The organism is Sagittula sp. NFXS13, assembly GCF_040148795.1.
In the GTDB taxonomy this organism is placed as follows: Bacteria; Pseudomonadota; Alphaproteobacteria; order Rhodobacterales; family Rhodobacteraceae; genus Sagittula; species Sagittula marina.
In genome coordinates this window covers 76,073-98,721 of the sequence record NZ_JAGEMH010000010.1, presented here as the reverse complement: position 1 = coordinate 98,721, position 22,649 = coordinate 76,073, and the positions used below count along the sequence as shown (strand labels likewise).

The window sequence follows — 22,649 nt, the reverse complement described above, 5'->3', positions numbered from 1 at the left end:
ATTACCGGGTCAGCGCCGCATCCGCCGCCGCCGAGATGCGAGACGCATCGGCGCGGGGCAGAGGCAGGTATTGCGCGTTCAACCAACCAGCCAGGGCCGCGCTTTCGGGACCTGGGCGGGGTGCGATGTCAATGACTACCGAAGGCAGCCGCAGGCCGGACAGCAGGCGCGCCATTGTCTGTGCATCCTCGCGGGCCTGCGCGCGTCCGGGCGTGCCGGCCAGGTCGATATTGCCGCGCCCGTCAGTGAGAAAGGCAATGCTGGGGCTGAGGCCAACACGCTGGCCGTGCAGCGCCATGTCGAATGCCGCCCGCAGCCCTGATGCCAGCGGCGTACCGCCGCCTCCGGGAAGGGCAGTTAGTCGACGTTTGGCCTGCACAAGAGAGCGCGTCGGTGGCAAAAGGACCTCGGCACCCGTGCCGCGAAAGGCGACAAGCGCTACCTGATCCCGCTTGGCATAGGCTTGCGCAAGCAGCATTTCGATTGCGCCCTTTGCCTCGGCCATGCGGGACAATGCGGCGGACCCCGACGCATCGACCGCAAAGATCAGCAGCCGGTCAGAGCGGTCCTCGAACCGTCGCAAGCGGATGTCGGCGGGCAGGATGATCAGCTGTGGGTGGCTTTCTCGGGCTTTTCGGCGGAGGGTTTGCCATGGGGCGGCCGCGCGTAGCGTAGCGATGACGTCGATGCGGGCGCGCCCGTCGATGCGACCGGGGCGCGATGGAAGCGGCCGTCCGCGCCGGTTGGCTTGGCGTTTGAACCCCGCGCCACTGCCGGCAGCGGGGCTGCCGCGTGCCCGGCTGCTGCGTTCGAGGCGCATTAGTAGGTCGGCGGGGAGGCATGCGGCGACGGCCTGGACGAGCAAATCGTCGGGGATCTGCCCCGTGTCAGACGCGACACTGTCCGCGTCCGTATTTGCGGGGTCAGGCGGGGCGTCTTGATCGGGGTCTGGGTCTGGCGCCTCATCTTCTTCGGGGGTCTGGGTCGCACGCGGGGCATAAATCAGCTGCACCGCCTCGCGCAGGTGGTCCTGCGTTGTGTTGTCCTCGCCGTCCAACGCGGCCAATGCCCGAGCGCAGCGCAGCGCAAACATTGGCGCACGTGCGCCGTCTATTCCAAAACGTGCGGCCAGCAGCACCAGTTGCGTCAGGTCATCGCTAGGGGTTTGCACCCGATCCAAGTGGCGGCGCGCGCTGTCTATATCGGCGGGCGCTGGCAGACGAATCGCGGCGTCAGCGGAGCGCACCACGGACAGGTCAGCGAGAAATGCCAGCCTGTCGGACATGCTGGCTGGCGCGGTTTCCTCCGGCTCGGCGCCTTCGTCCAGCAAGACTATGCAATGGCCGCCGCCTGTGTCCAGTAGTTGCGACAGCCGCGCGGCAAGTGCGGCGGGCGTGCGCTCTGCCATGGGCAGGAGCAGCGCGCAAGGTGTCTCGGCCAGGCCAGGATCTCGGATCATATGCCCCGCCGCCAGCGAGGCCGCCACGTTCAATCCGCCAAACAGCTGTGCGTCATCCAGCCCTGGATGAATCCGGCGGAGGGGCAAGGGCAGGCCGGGCAGGGCGCCTTCAAACCTTTGGCGCACGGGGCCGGGACGGGCGCGCACAACCATGCCACCGAGTCCGGCAGGGTCCACCATCAGCGCCGACAGCGCTCGCAGCGCCCGGTCCCAGTCCGAGGAGCGGACGGTTGGCGCAGTGGTGATCATGGCAGGGTGTCGGCCACGGTGCGGGCGACCCGGGCAGAGGAGCCGGCCTCGTCCAGTGGATCGCGTCGCAACCGGTGGCTGAGCGCAAGCGGGGCGATGTCTCGAAGGTGCGCGCGATCAATCCGGCCGGCGCCGCGCAGGGCGGCCAGCGCGCGCGCCGCGCGCAGCAGAGTCAATTCACCGCGCAGGCCGTCTGCCCCAAGCGCGAGACTGAGGCGGGCGCAATCGTGCAAAATCTCGTCGGAAGTTTCGACCTGCGGCAAGGCTGCGCGGGCGGAAAGGATCGCATCGCGTAAAGTGGTATCCTCGGCTTGCCATTTCGCCATGAAAGCCGCGTGATCGCGGTCATAGGCGTCGCGCCGGCGGATCACTTCGACCCGTTCCTCGACGGTGTTGGGGGATGCCACCTCGACGGACAGGCCGAAGCGGTCGAGAAGCTGCGGACGCAGTTCCCCCTCTTCGGGATTGCCGGACCCGACCAGCACGAACCGCGCGGCGTGGCGGATCGACAGGCCCTCGCGTTCTACGGTGTTGATGCCGGACTGCGCAACATCAAGCAGCAAGTCGACGATGTGATCCTCCAGCAGGTTGACCTCATCTATATACAGGTATCCGCGATTGGCGCGGGCGAGCAGACCGGGTTCAAAGGATTTCTCGCCGTGGGCCAGCGCGCGTTCGATATCCAGCGCGCCGGTCACCCGGTCTTCCGTTACTCCCAGCGGCAGATCGACAACCGGGGTCGGGCGCTCCGTCATGGTATGATCAGTGACATTGGCCCAAGCGGGGCAATCCTGGGGTGCTTCGGAATTGACAGGGCAGCCCTGTACCACTGTGATTGGCGGCAGCAGCGCGGCCAGTGCGCGCACGGCGGTGGATTTCCCTGTGCCGCGATCCCCGAACACAAGAACACCACCCAGACCGGGGTCGATGGCTGTAAGGATCATAGCGGTTTTCATCTGGTCTTGGCCAACGATTGCGGAAAATGGGAAGGGGCTGATCATGAGGTTGTTCCGAAAGCATTGAGGGGGGATCTGCCCATCCATGTGCCCCGATCCCCGAGTATGCGGAAGCGGGCATATAGCTCCTCACGGAACCAGTCTCCGTCTCGCACTGCGCGGATGGCCGACGCATGCGGACCGCTTTCACGTGCGAAACGCGCCATGGATGAGGTGTCGGGCCAGATTGAAAAGGTGATCTGGTGCAGCAAGGGCACTTCGCCGATCCCGATCTTGAAAAGAGCGTCGGGATTTTGACCGATCATGGCGCTGATGTCAGGAACGCGTTGCCAAAACCGGATGGCACGCGCCGGGCGCACGGTGGCACGGGTCAGCGCGGCGATGGGCCCGGATTTTGCGCCAGATTCCGGGGCCGAAACGATCGGAGCGGCGCTGAACGGAATGTGCCCCGACCACGCGCCGCGCACAGAGGTCGGCGTCAGAAACACTGTCCAGCTTTCATCAGAGCGGGCGTGATAGGCGCGAAACACTGGCGTTGCGTCAGTCTGGTGCCGCGCCGTGTCCAGGTCGGTCCAAGTTGCGAGAATCGCGTAGACGCCGGTGTTCGGGACGGGTGTGAACCCCTCACCAGTACCAGAGCCACAAAGCTTCCAGAAGCCAATGCCAACGGTACGACGCAGGCCCCGCCGGGCCAAGCCCATCATGGCAAAGGCCCAGAGCCGCGAGGCCCCCTTTGGAAAGTGAAAAAAGCTGAGGCTGACGACTTGTATCGAACTTCTCCCCAAAAGCGCGTTGTGTCTAATCAGCCTTACATTTTCGAGGTCATTGGAAAAGGGGGAAATTCCAGATTGTCAACTAAACCTTACACATGTAGGATTGAGGAATGTTGACAGGTGTAGATCCCGTACAAAAGGCAGAAGCCCTCTTGGGGCCGCGCCCTCATGCCGTGGTGATCGGTGCTGGGCTGGGTGGCCTTGCATCGGCTATGCGACTGGGTGCCAAAGGTTACCGCGTGACGGTTCTGGACCGCTTGGACAGTCCAGGCGGGCGCGGGTCGGCGATCACCCAGGGGGGACACCGTTTTGATTTAGGACCCACCATCGTAACCGTCCCTCAACTGTTTGAGGATCTTTGGGCGGCCTGCGGAAAACGGTTCGAAGAGGCCGTCGATCTGCGCGCCTTGGACCCATATTACGAAATCCGCTGGCCCGACGGAAGCAACTTTACCGTGCGCCAGGACGAGGCCGCCATGCTGGCCGAGGTCGAGCGTCTGTCGCCCGATGACGTCAAAGGCTACATTAGATTTCTAAGGGACAGCGAACGGCGGTATCACGTCGGTTTCGAGGATTTGGGGCGTCGCCCGATGCACCGCGTCGGCGATCTGCTGAAGGCGCTCCCGAAATTTGTGATGCTGCGGGCTGACCGATCCATTGCCACCCACGCCGCGGGCTGCGTTAAGGATACGCGGCTGCGCATGGCACTGTCGTTCCATCCTTTGTTCATCGGCGGTAATCCGTTTAACGTCACCTCGATCTATGCGCTGGTCAGCCACTTGGAGAAGGCCTTTGGCGTGCACTATGCCATGGGCGGGGTCGCGGCGATCGCCAAGGCGATGTCTGACGTAATTACCGATCAGGGTGGGCTGATCCGGCAGAAATCCGAGGTTGACGAGATCCGCATAACCGATGGCCGGGCGCGGGGCGTGACCCTGACGAGCGGAGAAATGATCGACGCCGATATCACCGTTTCAAATGCCGATGCGGGCCAAACCTATGACCGGCTGTTGCGCAACCATAGAAGGCGTCGCTGGACCGCGCCGCGCCTGAAACGCACGCGTTGGTCTATGGGGTTGTTTGTCTGGTACTTCGGGACCAAGGGCACGCGGGACAAGTGGCAGGACGTGGGCCATCACACGATCCTGAACGGGCCGCGCTACCAAGGGCTGTTGCAGGATATATTCCAAAAGGGAAAGCTGTCGGAGGACATGAGCCTGTACATCCATCGTCCCACAGTGACCGACCCCAGCGCCGCGCCAGAGGGCGACGATACGTTTTATGCCCTCAGCCCGGTGCCGCATCTGGGCCACGATAACCCAGTCGACTGGGCACGGATGGGCGAAGTCTATCGTCAAAAAGTGCAGGCCGTTCTGGAACGCGATGTGCTGCCCGGCTTGGGCGCGCATCTGACAGAGCAACTGGTGTTCACGCCCGAGACCTTCCGGGACCGGTATCTGAGCCCGCACGGGGCAGGGTTCTCGATCGAGCCGCGCATCCTGCAAAGCGCCTATTTCCGCCCGCATAATGTGAGCGAAGAAGCCAAGGGGCTGTTTCTCGTCGGTGCGGGCACGCACCCCGGCGCTGGCCTGCCCGGAGTGATCGGCAGCGCCGAAGTTCTGGACCAACTGGTCCCTCACGCAAAAATGGCAGGACAAGAATGATTGCACCAAGGGATATGGAGCACTGCGTCGAGTCGATCCGCCATGGGTCGCGGTCGTTTCACGCGGCCTCCCGGCTGTTGCCCGCGCGGGTGCGCGACCCGGCGTTGGCGCTTTATGCCTTTTGCCGTTTGGCGGACGACGCGGTCGATTTGCAATCGGCCAAGGGAGAGGCGGTGCTGCGGCTGCATGACAGGTTGGACAAGGCCTATGCCGGACGCCCGAAGGATGCCCCGGCCGATCGGGCCTTTGCCGCGATCATTGAAGAATTCGAGATGCCCCGCGCATTGCCCGAGGCTCTGCTGGAGGGTTTGGCCTGGGACGCGATGGAACGGCGGTACGACGATCTTTCGGGTCTGCGCGCCTATTCGGCGCGCGTGGCTTCTGCTGTGGGCGCAATGATGTGTGTGTTGATGCGGGTGCGCGACCGGGATGCATTGGCGCGTGCCTGCGATCTGGGCGTGGCCATGCAATTGACCAACATCGCGCGCGACGTGGGCGAGGATGCCCGTGAAGGGCGGCTTTATCTGCCGCTGTATTGGTTGGCAGAGGCCGGGATTGATCCGGACGCGTTTCTGAAAGCGCCCGCCATGACGCCGGACCTGGGCCGTGTCGTGCGGCGTTTGCTGCGCGAAGCGCAGGGCCTCTACCATCGGTCGGAGGCGGGGATCGCAGCCTTGCCGCTAGCCGCCCGTCCAGGGATTTACGCCGCGCGGTTCATCTATGCCGGGATCGGTCAACAAGTTGCGCGCCAAGGCTATGACTCCATCACGCGGCGCGCCCGCACCAGCAAGGCGCAAAAGCTGGGCTGGCTGGCATTGTCGATCCTGCGGACCGGAGCGACGCTCGCCTTGCCAAGGTCGTCAGTCATTCACGCGCGACCGGTGCCGGAAACAGCCTTTTTGATCGCGGCCACGGCGGATCACCGACAGGTACCGCATTGGAGCGACGGGCTGAACGCGACGCTGGAAATTCTGCACACCCGCGAAGAAGAACGCCGCGCGGCATTGATGTCTTCCGCACACGGCTTAAGATAAAGAACATGTTCTGGATTCTCTTTGGCATCTTTTTGGCGTCTTGTCTGGCGGTCGGCGCAACCGGCGGGTTGTTCCCGCCCGGCTCATGGTATGAGCGTCTGGCAAAGCCGTCATGGACCCCTCCAAACTGGCTGTTTCCGGTGGCTTGGACGACGCTTTACCTGTGCATGTCCTTTGCCGGGGCGCGGGCGGCGATGGCGCCGGACAACGTAGTCGCGCTGGCGTTATGGTCTTTGCAGATCGCACTGAACGGGCTTTGGACGCCGGTCTTTTTCGGCCTTCACCGAATAAAAGCAGGGCTGATTGTCCTGAGCGGACTTTGGATCTCTGTCGCGGCGTGCCTTGTGGCGCTGTGGGAGGTGGACCAGATCGCAGGGATGCTGTTTGTGCCTTACTTGACATGGGTCACAGTTGCTTGGGCGTTGAACTTTTCAGTATGGCGGCTGAACCCGGACCAACCCGCAGAAAGCACCGCCTGACTTTTCAATCGAAGGACCAATGCGCCCGGCGCGGCACGCGCATCGCCAGCATTGGCTTCACCAGTGGCATGCGGAACCGGCGCAGGTCGAGCGCCTCGTGCACGCCAGTGATGGCAACGCCGTCCAGACAGGTTTGCACGGCACTGCGGCTGTAGAACGGCGCGTCCAGCATGTTTTGCACCTGACGTGGCCTGAAGCCCGCATCGGCGCGGGTCTCCCGGCGAACTTGCCACAAGGACCGGGGCAGAGGTGCCTTGGGCGGAGCTGTGATGGCTGTCGCGCTGCCGTCACGGCTGAATCGGAACGCCGCCGCCAGCACGGATCCGTCGCGCCGCGTTGCATCGTAGAAACAGGTACTGCCCTGTGAGGTAGGGAACCGCCCCCATGTCCAGTAGTCGAAATCTTGCTCCAGCGCGCGCGTGCCGAAATTTGCGTCGAAGTATCCGTGCCCCTGCCAACGCCAGCCGGGCGCATCCAAGTCCACGTCGATTGCGCAGGTCGGCGCGAAGGGCCGCCAGATATGCGTGCCTTCTGGCGTCAGAGGCAGTTCGACTTCGGTCAGCGCCGAGGGCGTTACGGTGATCTGCCCGCGCACCCGCGACACCACAGGGGGGGCGCTGATTTCGTTGATGTCGATCACCAACCGGTCGCCCTGCCAATGCAGTGATGACGGCCCGACGGTCAGGCTGTGCCGGGTCTGGCGCAGCGCTGCGCTGCCACGATCTGTCATGGTGAACCGCCCGCCGAGGCCATAAGTGGCGACGTTGATGCAGACGTGATTGTCCGGTTGCCGTCGCCCGGACCAGCCATACCAAGGCGAGAACACCGACCCTATGAACGCGATGACGCTGACGGCGCGGGTTCCGCAGGCGCTGATTCCGTCGACATACCACCAGGCGTAGCCATTCGGCGGGACATGGAGGTCAAAGTTGGGTCCGCCAAGATCGCCTCGACCGCGTGCCTCGCGGAGAGGATCGCCATCGGCACACCCGCCCCCGGATGCGCCCCGCCCCCCGCCAGGTACAGTCCCTGCAGCGCGGTTCGGGCCGTCGGGCGCTGAAAGGCCGCCATCAGGCCGTGCGGGCTCTGCCCGTAGAGTGATCCTCGAGAGGCCGGAAACAGTTGGTCGAAGCCCGTCGGGGTGGTCAGGGCGTCTGGTCCCGGTTCCGGATCGAAGGAAAGACCATGACGCCGCAGCGTCTGAAAGGTGCGAGTGTGGCATTGAGCGAACTCCTGATCGAGCGCGGGCAGGGGCGGCGCGTTGGCGATGATTTCGAACCGCTCTACAGTTGGTGGCGGGGTGGTGTCGCCGCGGTCCATCGCACAGATGTACAGCGTCGGGTCTGGAACCAGTGCGCCCCGGGCGAGGGCATCGAATTCAGATTGGCCGCTGTTGCGGAAGAACACATTGTGATGCGCGAGGTCTGGGCCTTCAGGGCGGGCTGCAAAGGACCAGACCTGCGCCGACAGGCTGCGTGCAACACTGCGTGTTTGGGGGGCGATGCAGGTGGCTTGCTCTCCCAGCGCGCCGGTGGCGAGCGCGCGCGGGTCGCCGTTGAATACCACAACATCTGCCTTGATACGGCTGCCGTCTGCCAGCAAAACCCCGGTGGCGCGCCCCGCTGTCTGGGTGATTTCCGAGACATGGGAATTGTACACGAACTGGCCGCCACGCGCGATACACAGCGTTTCCAGCGTCCGCGCCAGTTGATGCATACCGCCATGGATCTTCCATACACCCGACAGTTCGGCCTGCCAGATCAGCGCCAGCGTGGCAGGCACCTGATCGGGCGCGCCGCCGACATAGGTCGCATAGCGCCCGAACAATTGTGCCAGCCTCGGATCGTCAAAGCTGTTCTCAAGCAACGTCGCCAAGGATGAGAACGGCGCCATGCGGGCAATCAAACGAGGGCTGCGCAGGCAGGTCAACGCCAGAGCCAGTCGCGACGGCGCGGCGGTCTGCATCATCGGCCCGTTGAAGCTGGAAAACAGCACGCGGGCCCTGTCGGAAAAAGCCAAAAACTGTTGCGCCGCCGGGTTCCCCGCAAAGTGGCGTATGGAGCCAACATTGAGCGCAAGACTATCGTACAGGTCCAGGCAGCTGCCATCCGGCCAGAAATGCCGCGCAATCAGGTGTTGCCTATGCAGGGTCAAGTGGTCGTCGAGCGCTTCGCCGAGGTCGGCGAACAGCTCTTCGATGAATGGGCGCATCGTCAACACGGTCGGGCCGGCGTCGACCGGCCCTGCATCGGACCGCAGGCAACGCATCTTGCCGCCGGGGGTGGCGTGGCGTTCCAGGACCGTCACTGCAAAACCCGCCTGAGCCAGCCGAACGGCTGCGGCAAGCCCGCCTATGCCAGCACCGATTACAAGGGCAGTTTGTCCGGATCCCGGACCTCGTGGGGCAGATGTCATTTCGAAATTATTGACTCGGCCTGACGAAGTGTCCAATAATATTTACACAACGAAGAGTAAATTTATAATTACATAACCGCAATCAGGGAGACTGCGATGCCTTTGTCCAAACGGATCGAAACGGCGATGGGACAGGCGCTGAGTTTGTCGCAAGACCCCTTGGCGCCGCGGAAGCTGGCCGGCGCACTGCACTATGCCACGTCGCCGGGCGGCGCGCGCATTCGCCCGACGATCCTGCTTTCGGTGGCGATGTCCTGTGGTGATGATCGTCCGGCCCTGGCCAGTTCTGCGGCGGTGGCGTTGGAGTTGATCCATTGTGCCAGCCTCGTGCACGACGACTTGCCGTGTTTCGACAATGCCGACGTGCGGCGCGGAAAGCCTTCTGTGCATCGCGCCTATTCCGAACCGTTGGCGGTGCTGACCGGCGATAGTCTGATCATATTGGCGTTCGAGGTTCTTGCCCGCGCAATCCCCGACCACCCCGACCGCGCTGCGCAGCTGTTGCTGTCGCTGACACGACGGTCAGGAATGCCGGGCGGGATCTGCGCCGGGCAGGGTTGGGAAAGCGAGGCCAAAATCGACCTGAGCGCGTACCACCGGTCGAAAACCGCCGCGCTGTTCATCGCCGCAACCGAAATGGGCGCGATCGCCGCCGGGCACGCGCCCGAGGAATGGCACGACCTTGGCGCGCTGATCGGCGAGGCCTTTCAGGTCGCAGACGACCTTCGCGACGCGCTGCTGGACGAACAGACCTTGGGCAAGCCGACCGGTCAGGACGATCTGCACGGCCGACCCAACGCGGTGGCACAACTGGGGGTGAAGGGCGCGCTGGACCGGTTGTCGCAAATCCTTGCAGGAGCAATCGCGTCGATTCCGTCGTGTCCCGGAGAGGCGGCTCTGGCCCGCATGGTCAGTCACCAAGCGGAAAAGATAATGCCGTCGGTGCCCGCAAAATATCGGGTCTGAGAAGGTGGTCTCGACAAGAGGGCCAAGGGCGTCTGGCGCTTGGCTGCCGCGTCTGATTGCGCGGCCCGGCTTCCAGAAATGGGCTGGGCGTCTGCCGTTCTGGCGCGGCATGGCGCAACGTGACGGGGCGAAAATATTTGATATACTCCAAGGGTTTGTGGCGGCGCAGGTGCTCTTGGCATTGATCGAACTGGACGTTCTGCGGCGCTTGCTTGACGGTGCGCGGGACGCGGCCGAGCTTGCGGTGGATCACGGGATCGACGTGGCACGAATGCAGGCGCTGTTGCAAGCAGGCGCGGCGCTGGACCTGCTGCGGCTGCGAAGTGATGGCCGTTTCGTGTTGGCCCGCAAGGGCGCGGCAATCTTGGGTGTGCCGGGGTTGGAGGATATGGTTCGCCATCACCGCGGTTTCTATGACGATATGTCTGACCCCGTCGCTTTGCTGCGCGGGGAAGGTGAAACCAACATGGCCCGCTTCTGGCCCTATGTCTTTGGTCAAGGGGCCGACATCAGCCCGGAGGCGTCGGCCCGCTATTCCGATCTTATGGCGCGGTCTCAGGTTCTGGTGGCCGAGGACACGTTGCGGGCGGTGCGCCTGAGAGGCGTGCGGCAGCTGATGGATGTTGGCGGCGGATCCGGCGTGTTTCTGAGCGCGGCGCTACACCGATACCGAAGCATGTCCGGCGTCGTTTTTGACCTGCCCGGTGTGCAACGCGCGGCAGAAACCGCGCTGACCCGGGAAGACCTGTTGGGGCCGTCTGGGCGGGCACGGTTCAGTCCCGGCAGTTTTCGCGCGACTGCGCTGCCGACTGGCGCCGATGCCGTTTCCCTCGTGCGGGTGCTTTACGACCACGACGACGACACGGTGCGTGATCTTCTGGCCAAGGTCCACGCGGCGCTGCCGGTCGGCGGTCGACTTATTATTTCAGAACCGATGTCTGGTGGCGCGCGGCCTGATCGGGCGACGGATGTCTACTTCGCTTTTTACACTATGGCGATGGGCACCGGACGCACGCGTTCTGCCGAGCGAATCGTCGAACTGTGTCAGCAGGCGGGATTCGCCAATCTTCGCCCTATTCCGTCAGAGCGTCCTTACATCACGTGTGTTGTAACCGCCAATCGCGCCTGACAAAGTTCACCCGACTGTAAACTTACCTTGACAGATTGGTGTGTAGCTGTAGCCTTACGTTAACGTAGCGTTCACCACTGGCGGCACTCGCCAGACTAATGACGGAGAGGAGGCGTTCATGTTTACCCACGCTGTCCTGTTGAAGGGTCCCGAGGATCTTCACCTGGATGAACTGGCGCTCAAGACGCCGGACAAAGGTGACCTGCTGATCGAGGTGTCCCATTCAGGGATTTCGACCGGCACCGAAAATCTTTTCTGGTCCGGGGCGATGCCCCCATTTCCGGGCATGGGCTATCCGCTGGTACCGGGATACGAATCCACCGGCGAGGTCATCGAGGCCGCACCGGGAACGGGTTACCGCCCCGGCGACCGCGTGTTTGTTCCGGGAGCCGATTGTTTCGAAGGAGCCTATGGCCTGTTCGGTGGCGCGTCGGGGCACTTGGTGTCGGATGCGGCGCGGGTGACAAAGATCGACAGCGCCATGGGGCCCGAAGGCGCGCTGCTGGCGCTGGCCGCCACCGCCCGGCACGCCATGGCCGGTCTGGACAAGCGCGTCCCTGACCTGATCGTCGGGCATGGTACACTTGGCCGGTTGCTGGCCCGCCTGACCGTCGCGTCTGGAGCGCCGGCTCCCACCGTCTGGGAAACCAACATGAGCCGCCGCAGCGGTGCGATTGGCTATGAGGTCATTGACCCCGCCGACGATCCGCGCCGCGATTACAGCGCCATCTACGACGCCTCAGGCAACGCTTCGATCCTGAACGACCTCATCGGACGGTTGGTCAAAGGCGGCGAAGTGGTGCTGGCCGGGTTCTACCCGCAAGGTCTCAGCTTTGCATTTCCCCCCGCCTTCATGAAGGAGGCGCGCCTGCGTGTCGCAGCGGAATGGCAGCGCGAAGATCTCACCGCCGTGCGCGCCCTTGTGGACACCGGCGCGCTCTCCCTTGGCGGATTGATCACCCATCAGGCCGTGGCCCAACAGGCGACAGCGGCATACCGCACCGCTTTTGAGGATCCGACCTGCCTGAAAATGATACTCAACTGGAAGGACGCAGCGTGAAGGACGACGTACCCAATCTGAAGGACTTCGACCAGAGACTGCGTGACGAAGCGCATGAGGACCTGGCGGACCTGATCACCGAAGAGCCCAAGAGTAAGACCCAGATCATCGCGATTTACGGCAAGGGCGGCATCGGCAAATCGTTTACCCTTGCCAACCTCAGCCACATGATGGCGGAGCAGGGCAAGCGCGTGCTGCTGATCGGCTGCGATCCGAAATCGGACACCACCAGCCTGCTGTTCGGTGGCAAGGCCTGCCCGACGATCATCGAGACCTCGACCCGAAAGAACCTCGCCGGCGAAGCGGTTGCCGTCGGCGACGTATGTTTCAAGCGGGGCGGCGTGTTCGCCATGGAACTGGGCGGGCCGGAGGTCGGTCGCGGCTGTGGCGGGCGGGGCATCATCCACGGCTTTGAGTTGCTGGAAAAGCTGGGTTTTCACGACTGGGATTTCGACTATGTCCTGCTGGATTTCCTCGGCGATGTGGTCTGCGGCGGCTTTGGTTTACCGATTGCCCGGGACATGGCGCAAAAGGTGATCCTGGTCGCGTCGAACGACCTGCAGTCGCTCTATGTGGCCAACAACGTATGTTCGGCGGTGGAATATTTCCGCAAGCTGGGCGGCAATGTCGGTGTCGCGGGTCTGGTCATCAACAAGGATGACCATTCCGGCGAAGCGCAGGCCTTTGCCCGCGAAGTAGGCATTCCGGTGCTGGCAGCGATCCCGCAGGACGATGATCTGCGCAAGAAATCTGCCAATTACCAGATCGTTGGCACCGAACAAAGCCAATGGGGCAGCCTGTTTGCCGAACTGGCAGAGGCGGTGTCCATCGCACCGCCCGTGCGTCCGACTCCGCTGGAACAGGACGGTCTTCTGGCGCTGTTCGACAGCAAGGACACCGGCGGCGATTACGTGCTGGTCCCGGCCACTGATGCGGACATGCGCGGCAAATATGCCGTCCCGGAGGAGTCGCTGGAGGTGGTCTATGACGACGTCTGACACCCATCAGGGGGCTGATCCGCGCATGGCGGAGGTCCATCACATCATGAGCCGCGCCCGCCCCGAACAGATCCGCCGTCTTCTGGACGACATTCGTCAGCCTGTCCCGCAACAAGCATCCCGGTCGGAAACCCAATGAGCGATGAAGTGACATATGACACCGCCGCCGAGGTCGAGGTGCTGAAGGATGTCGGACCCTCTGAGGCGGCCGCGCCCGAGGTGAGTGCCGATCAAGGTCTGGGATGTCATTCCGGCAGCGAGCTGGAAAAGGCGGCGCGTGCCGCCGGCTCCAGCGAGATCCTTGATCAATACGCCCGCGATTACCCCAAGGGACCACATGACAAACCGCAAAGCATGTGCCCCGCGTTCGGATCGCTGCGTGTGGGCCTGCGGATGAAGCGGGTGGCCACGGTGCTCAGCGGCTCGGCTTGCTGCGTCTATGGTCTAACCTTTGTCAGCCATTTCTATGGTGCGCGGCGGTCTGTGGGCTATGTGCCATTTAATTCGGAATCGCTGGTGACCGGCAAGCTGTTCGAAGACATCCGCGACGCGGTGCATGAACTGGCCGACCCTGATCTCTATGACGCGGTGGTTGTGACCAACCTTTGTGTGCCGACCGCTTCTGGCGTGCCTCTGCGGCTGTTGCCGGACGAGATCAACGGCGTGCGGATCGTCGGCATTGACGTGCCCGGCTTTGGCATCCCGACACACGCCGAGGCCAAGGACGTGCTGGCCGGGGCGATGCTGAATTACGCCCGCAAGGAGATCAAGGCAGGCCCGGTGCCCGCCCCGGTGGGTGGGACATCCGACTTGCCGACCGTGACCCTGCTGGGCGAAATGTTCCCGGCGGACCCGATGATGATCGGCGCGATGCTGGCCCCCATGGGGCTGGCGGCGGGGCCGGTGGTGCCAACGCGGGAATGGCGCGAGCTGTATGCCGCACTGGATTGTGGCGCGGTGGCGGCGATCCATCCGTTCTACACCGCCGCCGTGCGTGAATTCGAGGCCGCGGGGCGCAAGGTCGTCGGCAGTGCGCCTGTGGGCCATGACGGCACGGCGGCTTGGCTTGCGGCGATTGGCGATGCATTCGCCTTGTCGCCGGAGAAGATTGCCGCCGCGCAGAACGCCTTTCTGCCCGCGATAAAGGGTGCGCTGGCCGCAAACCCGATCAACGGTACGATCACGCTGTCGGGTTATGAAGGCAGCGAATTGCTGGTCGCTCGCCTTCTGATCGAAAGCGGCGCGCATATCCCCTACGTCGGGACCGCCTGCGCCAAGTCGCCCTGGTCCGCCGAGGATGCGGAATGGCTGCGCGCGCGCGGCGTGACGGTGAAATTCCGCGCCTCTCTGGAAGATGACTGCGCCGCCATGGAAGGGGTCAAACCCGATCTGGCGATCGGCACGACTCCGGTTGTGCAAAAGGCCAAGGCGCAGGGCATTCCGGCGCTATATTTCACCAATCTGATTTCCGCGCGTCCCCTGATGGGGCCTGCGGGTGCCGGGTCGCTGGCCGAGGTGGTGAATGCCGCTATGGCCAACAAGGGCCGCATGGACAAGATGCGCGACTTTTTCGAAGGGGTCGGCGCAGGCGATACCGCCGGTGTCTGGGAAGGCGCGCCGAACCTGCGGCCGGAGTACCGGGCGCTGAACCTCAAGAAGATCGAGAAGAAAGCGCGCGCCGCCAAAGCGGAGCAGATGATATGACCGCTGGTTTCGAGTTTGCGCCTTTCGGCATCAGAACCGGGGAGGCAGGCCCATGCTGATCCAGGACCACGACCGCGCCGGCGGATATTGGGGCGCTGTTTATGCCTTTTGCGCCGTGAAGGGCCTGCAAGTCGTGATCGACGGCCCGGTGGGCTGTGAGAACCTGCCGGTGACATCGGTGCTGCATTACACCGACGCGCTGCCGCCGCATGAACTGCCCATCGTGGTGACGGGTCTTGGCGAAGAGGAACTGGGCCGCGAAGGCACCGAAGGGGCAATGAAACGCGCCTGGGGCACGCTGGACCCGGCATTGCCCGCGGTGGTTGTCACCGGCTCCATCGCCGAGATGATCGGCGGCGGTGTGACGCCCATGGGCACCAATATCCAGCGGTTCCTGCCGCGCACCATAGACGAGGACCAGTGGCAGGCGGCGGATCGCGCCATGACCTGGCTGTTCACCGAATTCGGCATGACCAAGGGCCGCATGCCTAAGGATAAAGCCCGCGCCGAGGATGCCGCCCCGCGCGTCAATATCCTGGGCCCGATGTATGGCACTTTCAACATGCCGTCAGATCTGGCCGAGATCCGCCGTCTGGTCGAAGGTATCGGCGCAGAGGTCAACATGGTGCTGCCGCTTGGCGCGCATCTGGCCGAAATGCGAGATCTGGTGAACAGCGATGTCAATATCTGCATGTACCGCGAATTTGGACGCGGCCTGTGTGAGGTGTTGGGCAAGCCCTATCTGCAAGCGCCCATCGGCGTCGACAGCACGACCCTGTTCCTGCGCAAGCTGGGTGAGATGCTGGGTCTGGACCCGGAGCCGTTCATCGAGCAGGAAAAGCATTCGACCATCAAACCGGTCTGGGATCTGTGGCGGTCGGTCACGCAGGATTTCTTTGCCACCGCCAGCTTTGGCATTGTGGCGAACGAGACCTACGCCCGGGGCATCCGCAAGTATCTGGAAGATGACCTTGGACTGCCCTGCGCCTTTGCCATTGCGCGCATCGCGGGCAAGAAAACCAACAACGTCGAGGTTCGCGCCCGCATCGCGCAGGATCGCCCGCTGGTGGTGCTGGGGTCGATCAACGAGAAGATGTATCTGGCCGAACTGAAGGGCGGGCATGGGCCAAGCCCGACGTTTATCCCGGCCAGCTTTCCGGGAGCGGCGATCCGGCGCGCCACGGGCACGCCGATGATGGGCTACGCTGGGGCGACTTACCTGCTGCAAGAGGTTTGTAACGGCCTGTTCGACGCACTGTTCCATATCCTGCCGCTGGCCAGCGACATGGACGCGGTCGAGGCCACGCCGACTCCGCTGCGCCGCAATTTCCCATGGGATGCGGATGCACAGGCGGCGCTGGATCGGCTGGTGGCCAGCCACCCCATTCTGACCCGAATTTCCGCGGCCAAATCCCTGCGAGATGCTGCTGAAGACGCCGCTCTGAAGGCCGGTGCCGAACGCGTTGTTCTGGAAACCGTGCAGGGGATTGCCCCCAAAACACGCTTTGTCAATGAGGAGGATTGATCGATGACCGATGTCACATCCCATACGCCCGGCCGCTACGCGGCACGGCGCGGCCAGGGGGCGGAGTATGCTGTCTATTTTGGCGCAATCTTCGTGACCGCCTTGGCATTTGCCGTTGTGAGCTGCCTGCGCGATCTCGCTTTGGGCAACACCCGGCAGTGGTCCGGACCTCTGGCGCGCGCGCGACGCGACGCCGGGCGGATCACCCCGATGATTTTCTCGGCCTGAGCCCAGGCGGCACAGGACCCGAGACACGAGCTGCCTGCCCTGTCAGGGGCGGACAGAGACCTGAGGGACCGTGAAGGCCCCGCAGGACCCGGCCGCGGGGATCGCGGCGTCAGCGTAGTTTTCCGGAGGAAAGTTAATGGCTGATAACACCGACCTGTCCTTCACAGGTCTCACAGACGAACAGGCCCAAGAGCTGCATTCGGTCTACATGAGTGGGTTATACCTCTTCACGATCGTCGCAGTGGTTGCCCACCTGGCAACCTACATCTGGGCCCCTTGGTTTTAAGGAAGGGATATGGACGTGTCAAAATTTTACAAGATTTGGCTGATCTTTGATCCTCGCCGCGTATTCGTCGCGCAAGGCGTTTTCCTGTTCCTGTTGGCTGTCATGATCCACCTGGTGGTTCTGTCCAATGGCGTCAACTGGTTCGAAAATGCCGCCGAGTCGCGCGCAGCAGCCGATTAAACCAGACTGGGCTTAAGCCCGACGAGACTGCTGCGGGCGGTGTGATCGCCCGCTGCAACCTTAACCATTCATGACGACGGCTTGAGATCTGTACGGGACGAGCCGCCAAACGCGGAGTACAACGATGGCGTTGCTTAGCTTTGAAAAAAAGTATCGCGTCCGCGGAGGGACGTTGATCGGCGGCGAACTTTTCGATTTCTGGGTTGGTCCATTCTACGTGGGCTTTTTCGGGGTCACGACGGCATTTTTCGCCCTGCTCGGAACCATTCTGATTTTCTGGGGGGCGGCCTATCAAGGCACGTTCAATCCCTGGTTGATAAATATCGCGCCCCCGGACCTGTCCTATGGGCTGGGCGCAGCCCCCCTGATGGAAGGTGGCCTGTGGCAGATCATCACGATTTGCGCCATCGGCGCATTCTGTAGCTGGGCGCTACGCGAGGTCGAAATTTGCCGAAAGCTGGGGATGGGGTACCACGTGCCGGTGGCCTTCGCTTTCGCGATCCTGGCCTATGTGACACTGACGGTGTTCCGGCCGGTGCTGATGGGGGCCTGGGGACATGGATTTCCCTACGGCATTTTCAGCCACCTCGATTGGGTCAGCAACACCGGCTATGCCTATCTGCACTTCCACTACAACCCGGCGCATATGCTGGCCGTGACGCTGTTCTTTACCACCACCCTGGCGCTGGCCTTGCATGGCGGGTTGATCTTGTCGGCAGCCAACCCTGAAAAGGGTCAAAAGATGAAGACGCCCGACGACGAGGACACCTTCTTTCGTGATTTTGTCGGCTACTCCATCGGCACACTAGGTATTCACCGCGTGGGCTTCCTTCTGGCGATCAACGCGGTTTTCTTCAGCGCGGTCTGCATCATCATCAGCGGCCCGGTCTGGACCAAGGGCTGGCCCGAGTGGTGGAACTGGTGGCTGGAACTGCCGATCTGGCCAAGCCAAGTGGGGATGTGACCAATGATTGAGTATCAGAATATTTTCACCCAAGTGCAGGTGCAGGGCCCGGTCGAGTGGGGCATGGACAATGAAAACAAGATGGCCGAAGAGCGGATGATTACCCCGTTCTTCAGCCGACTGATGGGGTTGATCGGCAATGCGCAGATCGGTCCGATCTACTTGGGCTGGACCGGCATGGTCAGCCTCGCAACCGGGATCCTGTTCCTGAATATCGTGGGCATCAACATGTTGGCGCAGGTCAACTGGTCGATCCCCGAGTTCCTGCGGCAGGGGTTCTGGCTGGCGCTGGAACCGCCCAGCCCGGGCTATGGGCTTCAAATCCCGCCGTTGCAGGATGGCGGCTGGTACATCATTTCCAGCTTCATGCTGCTGGTCAGCGTCTGCACCTGGTGGCTGCGCAGTTATCTGCTGGCCGAACAGCACAAGATGGGCAAACACGTCGCCTGGGCCTTTGGAAGTGCGATCTGGCTGTTCCTGGTGCTGGGCCTGTTCCGCCCGATCCTGATGGGATCGTGGAGCGAGGCCGTGCCCTATGGCATCTTCCCGCATCTGGACTGGACCGCAGCCTTTTCCATTCGCTACGGCAACCTCTACTATAATCCGTTCCACTGTCTCTCGATCGTCTTCCTTTATGGCTCGGTTCTGCTGTTCGCCATGCACGGGGCGACCATTCTGGCGGTCAGCCGCTTTGGCGGCGACCGGGAACTGGAACAGATTGTCGACCGGGGCACCGCCTCGGAACGGGCGGCTCTGTTCTGGCGCTGGACCATGGGCTTCAACGCCACGATGGAAGGGATTCACCGCTGGGCCTGGTGGTTTGCCGTGCTCTGCCCGATCACCGGTGGCATCGGCATATTGCTGACCGGCACCGTGGTCGACAACTGGTTCATCTGGGCACAGGAACACAACTTTGCGCCGATGTATGACGGCAGTTACGGCTACGAGGCCTTTGGGTCCTACGAAGCCTTCATCGGAAAGGAGTGAGCCCAATGTTCCCCAAGTGGTTTAGCAAATGGAATCGCGATAATCCGGTGAACGTCGAATGGCCGGCGGTTGTGGTCGGAGTGGTTGGAGTTGCGGTGATCGCAGTGACGGCACTGGTGACACTGGGGCAACCCTTTGCCACCGACAGTCTGCAGACCGGCCCACGCGGCACGGGGATGTCCGTGCCGGAATTCAAGGCCGATCTGGCGACCCCGGACCCGATCATCGCCACGATGTTCTCGGACGAACCCTATCTGCCCGAGGAAGGCGAAGAGCTGGCTGGAGACATCTACCAGAACGTCCAGATGCTGGGCGATCTGACCGACGCCAACTTCAACCGTGTGATGGGAGCTATGACCCGATGGGTCGCCCCCGAACAAGGCTGCGCCTATTGCCACGGTGATGGCGATCTGGAGACCTACGGCGAGGACACCCTGTATACCAAGGTCGTTGCCCGCCGCATGATCCAGATGACCCAGAACATCAACGAAAACTGGGATGCACATGTGAACGCGAACAAGCAGGTCGGTGTCACATGCCTTACCTGCCACCGCGGGCAGAACGTGCCCAGCGGCATCTGGTACCAACTGGGGGAGGTTAACAAATCCGCCGAAGGGTGGGCGGCACATCAGAACCGCGTAACCCCTTTGTCGCAGTATACCTCGCTGCCGTCCGACGCGCTCGAAGCGTACCTGCTGAATGGTGAGATTATTGCCGTCCATGATCTTGACAGCCGTGTTGCCGGGATCCCTGGCGAGGACGGCTATCCCGCCATCCAGAACGCCGAGCGAACCTATTCCTTGATGAACTACGTGGCCAATTCTCTGGGTGTAAACTGTACCTTCTGCCACAACACCCGCGCGTTTTACGATGCAGGTCAGGTGACACCACAATGGGCGACGGCAACCCTGGGCATTCAAATGGTGAACGAGCTGAACAATGAGTATCTCGTTCCGCTAAAGGACGTCTATCCGCAGTCCCGCCTAGGTCCAGTTATGGGTGACGCCCCAAAGGCGGCTTGCATGACGTGTCACAAAGGCGCGCAGCAACCCATCCAAGGAACCAACGTCATCAACGACTGGCCGGAACTCGCTGTCACCGAAGGTGCCCCGAGCTATAGCCAATAAGGTCAGATCGGGCGGTACGATCCCTCGCGCCGCCCGTTTTTCCTTCGCGCCGTTCGCGCCCCGCATCGCGTTCGCCGCCCCACCACTCTGCGGGAGGAGCGCGCGTGATGACCCAGGACACCCCGAAAACCCCGTTGTTGGACCGGATCGCAGGACCTTCTGACCTACGCCAGATGCCGGACGACAAACTGGCCCTTCTGGCCGACGAACTGCGCTCCGAGGTGATTTCCGTCGTCTCGGAAACCGGCGGACACCTAGGGTCGTCGCTGGGGGTTGTCGAACTGGCTGTGGCTATTCACGCTGTGTTCAACACCCCGATGGACAAGCTGGTCTGGGACGTCGGCCACCAGTGTTACCCGCACAAGATCCTGACCGGGCGGCGCGACCGTATGCACACCCTGCGTCAAAAAGGTGGTCTGTCCGGCTTTACCAAGCGCAGCGAAAGCGACCATGACCCATTCGGCGCGGCGCACAGTTCCACCTCGATCAGTGCTGCGCTGGGGTTTGCCGTGGCGCGAGACATGGGGCGGCCCACGGGTGACGCCATTGCCGTGATCGGCGACGGGTCGATCAGCGCGGGCATGGCTTATGAAGCTTTGAACAACGCCGGCACCAGTGGCCGCCGACTGTTCGTGATCCTCAACGACAATGAAATGAGCATCGCGCCGCCGGTGGGGGCCATGTCATCCTATCTCAGCCGTATGTACGTCACAGAACCTATGGCCCGAATGAAAGTGCTGGCCGAAGGGTTCGAGGCTGCAATACCCGAACCCATGCGAATGGGCGCAAAACGTGCGCGTCAGTTGGTGACCGGTTTGACCGGTAGCGGCACCCTGTTCGAGGAGCTGGGCTTCGACTACATCGGCCCGATTGACGGCCACGATATGGGCCAGCTCCTGCCGGTGCTGCGCGCCGCCCGGTCTCGTGCCACCGGCCCCGTTCTGATTCATTGCTGCACGGTCAAGGGCAAGGGGTATGCCCCCGCCGAAGCCAGCGCTGACCGCGGACACGGTGTGTCGAAGTTTGACCCAAAGACCTTTGCCCAAGTGGAATCCAGCGGCGGCCCACCCAGCTATACCAGCGTGTTCGGCAAAGCGCTGCTGGCGGAGGCGTCGCGCGACGACCGCGTCGTAGCGGTGACGGCGGCGATGCCTTCGGGCACCGGAGTAAACTTGATGGCAGACCGTTTTCCTGCGCGCGTCTTCGACGTCGGTATCGCTGAACAGCACGCTGTGACCTTTGCCGCCGGGATGGCCGCCAGCGGTCTGCGGCCGTTCTGCGCGATCTACTCTACCTTCCTGCAACGCGGGTATGACCAGGTGGTGCATGACGTGGCACTGCAGGGTTTGCCTGTACGCTTTGCCATTGATCGCGCCGGGCTGGTGGGGGCAGACGGGCCGACCCACGCCGGGGCCTACGACATCGCCTACCTGTCCAACCTGCCCGGGTTTACCGTCATGGCTGCTTCAGACGAAGCAGAACTGACGCATATGGTGGCCACTGCCGCGGCCCACGACAGCGGTCCAATCGCCTTCCGCTATCCACGCGGCGCGGGCACCGGCGTAGCGCTGCCGGAGCGTGGTCAGGTGCTGGAGATCGGCAAAGGCCGCGTGCTGGAGGAGGGCGAGGATGTCGCGATCCTGTCCTACGGCGCTCACCTCGAAGAATGTCGCTCCGCGGCCAGAATGCTGCGCGACGACGGGTTGTCTGTGACCCTGGCCGATGCCCGCTTTGCCAAGCCACTCGACAGCGATCTTGTGATGCGGCTCGCGCGCGAGCACCGCGCGCTTTTGACCGTAGAGCAGGGGATCGAGGGTGGGTTTGGCTCGATCGTGATGCACGCGCTGGCGCGGGCGGGGGCATTCGACCGTGGTTTGGCCATGCGCAATATCTGTTTGCCGGACCGGTTCATCGATCAAGCCAGTCCCGCAGACATGTATGCCGACGCCGGTATGACCGCGCTGGATATCGCAACGGCGGCGCGTCGTGCACTGGGCGCCGAACCTACAGTGGTGCCCCTGACTGTGGGCCGTTGGGCCGATGTCAGCACAGGATGATGGATGTAAACCGCGCTACCTGAAGCGGGTTTCAGGGTAAAGGGGCGAAGTTGAGGCGGTCAAGTTTGGTCGCAGGCTTTGGCCACGTCTCGATAACTTTGGAGTGATACCCAAATTCCGGCACCGCGTTTCTTTGGGATGATATCCCCATCGGACGGACGCTCTGCATAGCCCGGCCGGGCAGTGGATCGCTGTAACAGACCTTGGACGGCGTACGTGGTCGTGGTGTTCGCGTGAAGAACTTCTCCTTTGACGCATCCTTCTGATGGTCGCAGGTCAGTAGGGCTCCACAGTCTGGGTCTGAACATTCAGAATGCAATAAACTTATGCAAACCACGTGTACGGCCTAATCCCCAAACCGGCTCATATTCCTTCGACGAAACGGCATATTGCTTCAGGGTGGACACGT

At 62.7% G+C, this 22,649-nt stretch carries 22 protein-coding genes; 17 read left to right on the top strand and 5 right to left on the bottom strand.

Annotation, left to right across the window (positions count from 1 at the left end; genetic code table 11):
- Position 1: 1 nt before the first annotated feature.
- Genes J4E08_RS17530 through crtA form a run of 3 tightly spaced genes read right to left on the bottom strand, consistent with a single transcriptional unit; the run spans position 2 to position 3,434 of the window.
- Positions 2 to 1,708 carry a magnesium chelatase subunit D gene (locus J4E08_RS17530; protein WP_349539615.1) on the bottom strand — a complete coding sequence of 569 codons (1,707 nt, stop codon included), beginning with the start codon at positions 1,706 to 1,708 and terminating at the stop codon, positions 2 to 4.
- Positions 1,705 to 2,709 carry a magnesium chelatase ATPase subunit I gene (gene bchI, locus J4E08_RS17525; protein WP_349539614.1) on the bottom strand — a complete coding sequence of 335 codons (1,005 nt, stop codon included), beginning with the start codon at positions 2,707 to 2,709 and terminating at the stop codon, positions 1,705 to 1,707. Before bchI ends, J4E08_RS17530 begins: the two co-directional genes overlap by 4 nt.
- Complete coding sequence (gene crtA / locus J4E08_RS17520) at positions 2,706 to 3,434, bottom strand: spheroidene monooxygenase (RefSeq protein WP_349539645.1); 729 nt, start codon at positions 3,432 to 3,434, stop codon at positions 2,706 to 2,708. The genes bchI and crtA overlap by 4 nt, the downstream gene beginning before the upstream one ends.
- Before the next feature lie 116 nt (positions 3,435 to 3,550).
- On the opposite strand from crtA, the gene J4E08_RS17515 reads away from it, so the two are divergent.
- From J4E08_RS17515 to tspO, 3 genes are read left to right on the top strand one after another with little or no spacing between them, the layout of a single operon-like run.
- The gene (locus tag J4E08_RS17515; protein WP_502949294.1) at positions 3,551 to 5,101 is read left to right on the top strand and encodes a phytoene desaturase; all 1,551 of its coding nucleotides are present in this window, start codon (positions 3,551 to 3,553) and stop codon (positions 5,099 to 5,101) included.
- The gene (gene crtB / locus J4E08_RS17510; RefSeq protein ID WP_349539612.1) at positions 5,098 to 6,135 is read left to right on the top strand and encodes a 15-cis-phytoene synthase; all 1,038 of its coding nucleotides are present in this window, start codon (positions 5,098 to 5,100) and stop codon (positions 6,133 to 6,135) included. Before J4E08_RS17515 ends, crtB begins: the two co-directional genes overlap by 4 nt.
- Positions 6,136 to 6,140: 5 nt before the next feature.
- On the top strand, positions 6,141 to 6,614 hold the full coding sequence (gene tspO, locus J4E08_RS17505; protein WP_349539611.1) for a tryptophan-rich sensory protein TspO: 474 nt from the start codon (positions 6,141 to 6,143) through the stop codon (positions 6,612 to 6,614).
- 4 nt (positions 6,615 to 6,618) lie between these two features.
- Here the strand turns inward: tspO and crtC are convergent, their stop codons facing one another.
- Together crtC and crtD are read right to left on the bottom strand one after the other, a co-directional pair.
- Positions 6,619 to 7,440 carry a carotenoid 1,2-hydratase gene (gene crtC / locus J4E08_RS17500; protein WP_502949292.1) on the bottom strand — a complete coding sequence of 274 codons (822 nt, stop codon included), beginning with the start codon at positions 7,438 to 7,440 and terminating at the stop codon, positions 6,619 to 6,621.
- Positions 7,441 to 7,445: 5 nt separating this feature from the next.
- On the bottom strand, positions 7,446 to 9,029 hold the full coding sequence (gene crtD / locus J4E08_RS17495) for a 1-hydroxycarotenoid 3,4-desaturase CrtD (protein ID WP_349539610.1): 1,584 nt from the start codon (positions 9,027 to 9,029) through the stop codon (positions 7,446 to 7,448).
- A 96-nt stretch (positions 9,030 to 9,125) separates the two neighbouring features.
- On the opposite strand from crtD, the gene J4E08_RS17490 reads away from it, so the two are divergent.
- The 14 genes from J4E08_RS17490 to dxs all read left to right on the top strand — a co-directional run bounded on the left by J4E08_RS17490 (position 9,126) and on the right by dxs (position 22,240).
- Positions 9,126 to 9,995 carry a polyprenyl synthetase family protein gene (locus tag J4E08_RS17490; protein WP_349539609.1) on the top strand — a complete coding sequence of 290 codons (870 nt, stop codon included), beginning with the start codon at positions 9,126 to 9,128 and terminating at the stop codon, positions 9,993 to 9,995.
- A 4-nt stretch (positions 9,996 to 9,999) separates the two neighbouring features.
- Entirely contained in the window at positions 10,000 to 11,124 is a 1,125-nt protein-coding gene (locus J4E08_RS17485; protein ID WP_502949291.1) for a methyltransferase, read from the top strand.
- Between the two features lie 118 nt (positions 11,125 to 11,242).
- Entirely contained in the window at positions 11,243 to 12,184 is a 942-nt protein-coding gene (bchC, locus tag J4E08_RS17480) for a chlorophyll synthesis pathway protein BchC (RefSeq protein ID WP_349539607.1), read from the top strand.
- The gene (locus J4E08_RS17475) at positions 12,181 to 13,182 is read left to right on the top strand and encodes a chlorophyllide a reductase iron protein subunit X (protein WP_349539606.1); all 1,002 of its coding nucleotides are present in this window, start codon (positions 12,181 to 12,183) and stop codon (positions 13,180 to 13,182) included. The genes bchC and J4E08_RS17475 overlap by 4 nt, the downstream gene beginning before the upstream one ends.
- Complete coding sequence (locus tag J4E08_RS17470; RefSeq protein WP_349539605.1) at positions 13,169 to 13,321, top strand: hypothetical protein; 153 nt, start codon at positions 13,169 to 13,171, stop codon at positions 13,319 to 13,321. The genes J4E08_RS17475 and J4E08_RS17470 overlap by 14 nt, the downstream gene beginning before the upstream one ends.
- Positions 13,318 to 14,886, top strand: coding sequence for a chlorophyllide a reductase subunit Y (gene bchY / locus J4E08_RS17465; RefSeq protein ID WP_349539604.1), 1,569 nt, complete (start codon positions 13,318 to 13,320; stop codon positions 14,884 to 14,886). Before J4E08_RS17470 ends, bchY begins: the two co-directional genes overlap by 4 nt.
- A 52-nt stretch (positions 14,887 to 14,938) precedes the next feature.
- Positions 14,939 to 16,411: a chlorophyllide a reductase subunit Z gene (gene bchZ / locus J4E08_RS17460; protein WP_349539603.1), complete on the top strand. Its 1,473-nt coding sequence runs from the start codon at positions 14,939 to 14,941 to the stop codon at positions 16,409 to 16,411.
- Between the two features lie 3 nt (positions 16,412 to 16,414).
- Positions 16,415 to 16,639 (top strand): cytochrome PufQ, encoded by a 225-nt coding sequence (pufQ, locus tag J4E08_RS17455; RefSeq protein WP_349539602.1) that lies wholly within the window; start codon positions 16,415 to 16,417, stop codon positions 16,637 to 16,639.
- A gap of 136 nt (positions 16,640 to 16,775) precedes the next feature.
- The gene (pufB, locus tag J4E08_RS17450) at positions 16,776 to 16,925 is read left to right on the top strand and encodes a light-harvesting antenna LH1, beta subunit (RefSeq protein ID WP_183969609.1); all 150 of its coding nucleotides are present in this window, start codon (positions 16,776 to 16,778) and stop codon (positions 16,923 to 16,925) included.
- A gap of 15 nt (positions 16,926 to 16,940) precedes the next feature.
- The gene (gene pufA, locus J4E08_RS17445; protein ID WP_183969611.1) at positions 16,941 to 17,105 is read left to right on the top strand and encodes a light-harvesting antenna LH1, alpha subunit; all 165 of its coding nucleotides are present in this window, start codon (positions 16,941 to 16,943) and stop codon (positions 17,103 to 17,105) included.
- Between the two features lie 124 nt (positions 17,106 to 17,229).
- Positions 17,230 to 18,069 carry a photosynthetic reaction center subunit L gene (pufL, locus tag J4E08_RS17440; protein ID WP_183969613.1) on the top strand — a complete coding sequence of 280 codons (840 nt, stop codon included), beginning with the start codon at positions 17,230 to 17,232 and terminating at the stop codon, positions 18,067 to 18,069.
- 3 nt (positions 18,070 to 18,072) lie between these two features.
- Complete coding sequence (pufM, locus tag J4E08_RS17435; protein WP_349539601.1) at positions 18,073 to 19,056, top strand: photosynthetic reaction center subunit M; 984 nt, start codon at positions 18,073 to 18,075, stop codon at positions 19,054 to 19,056.
- Positions 19,057 to 19,061: 5 nt separating this feature from the next.
- The gene (gene pufC, locus J4E08_RS17430; RefSeq protein ID WP_349539600.1) at positions 19,062 to 20,183 is read left to right on the top strand and encodes a photosynthetic reaction center cytochrome PufC; all 1,122 of its coding nucleotides are present in this window, start codon (positions 19,062 to 19,064) and stop codon (positions 20,181 to 20,183) included.
- A gap of 107 nt (positions 20,184 to 20,290) precedes the next feature.
- Entirely contained in the window at positions 20,291 to 22,240 is a 1,950-nt protein-coding gene (gene dxs, locus J4E08_RS17425; protein WP_349539598.1) for a 1-deoxy-D-xylulose-5-phosphate synthase, read from the top strand.
- Positions 22,241 to 22,649 lie beyond the last annotated feature (409 nt).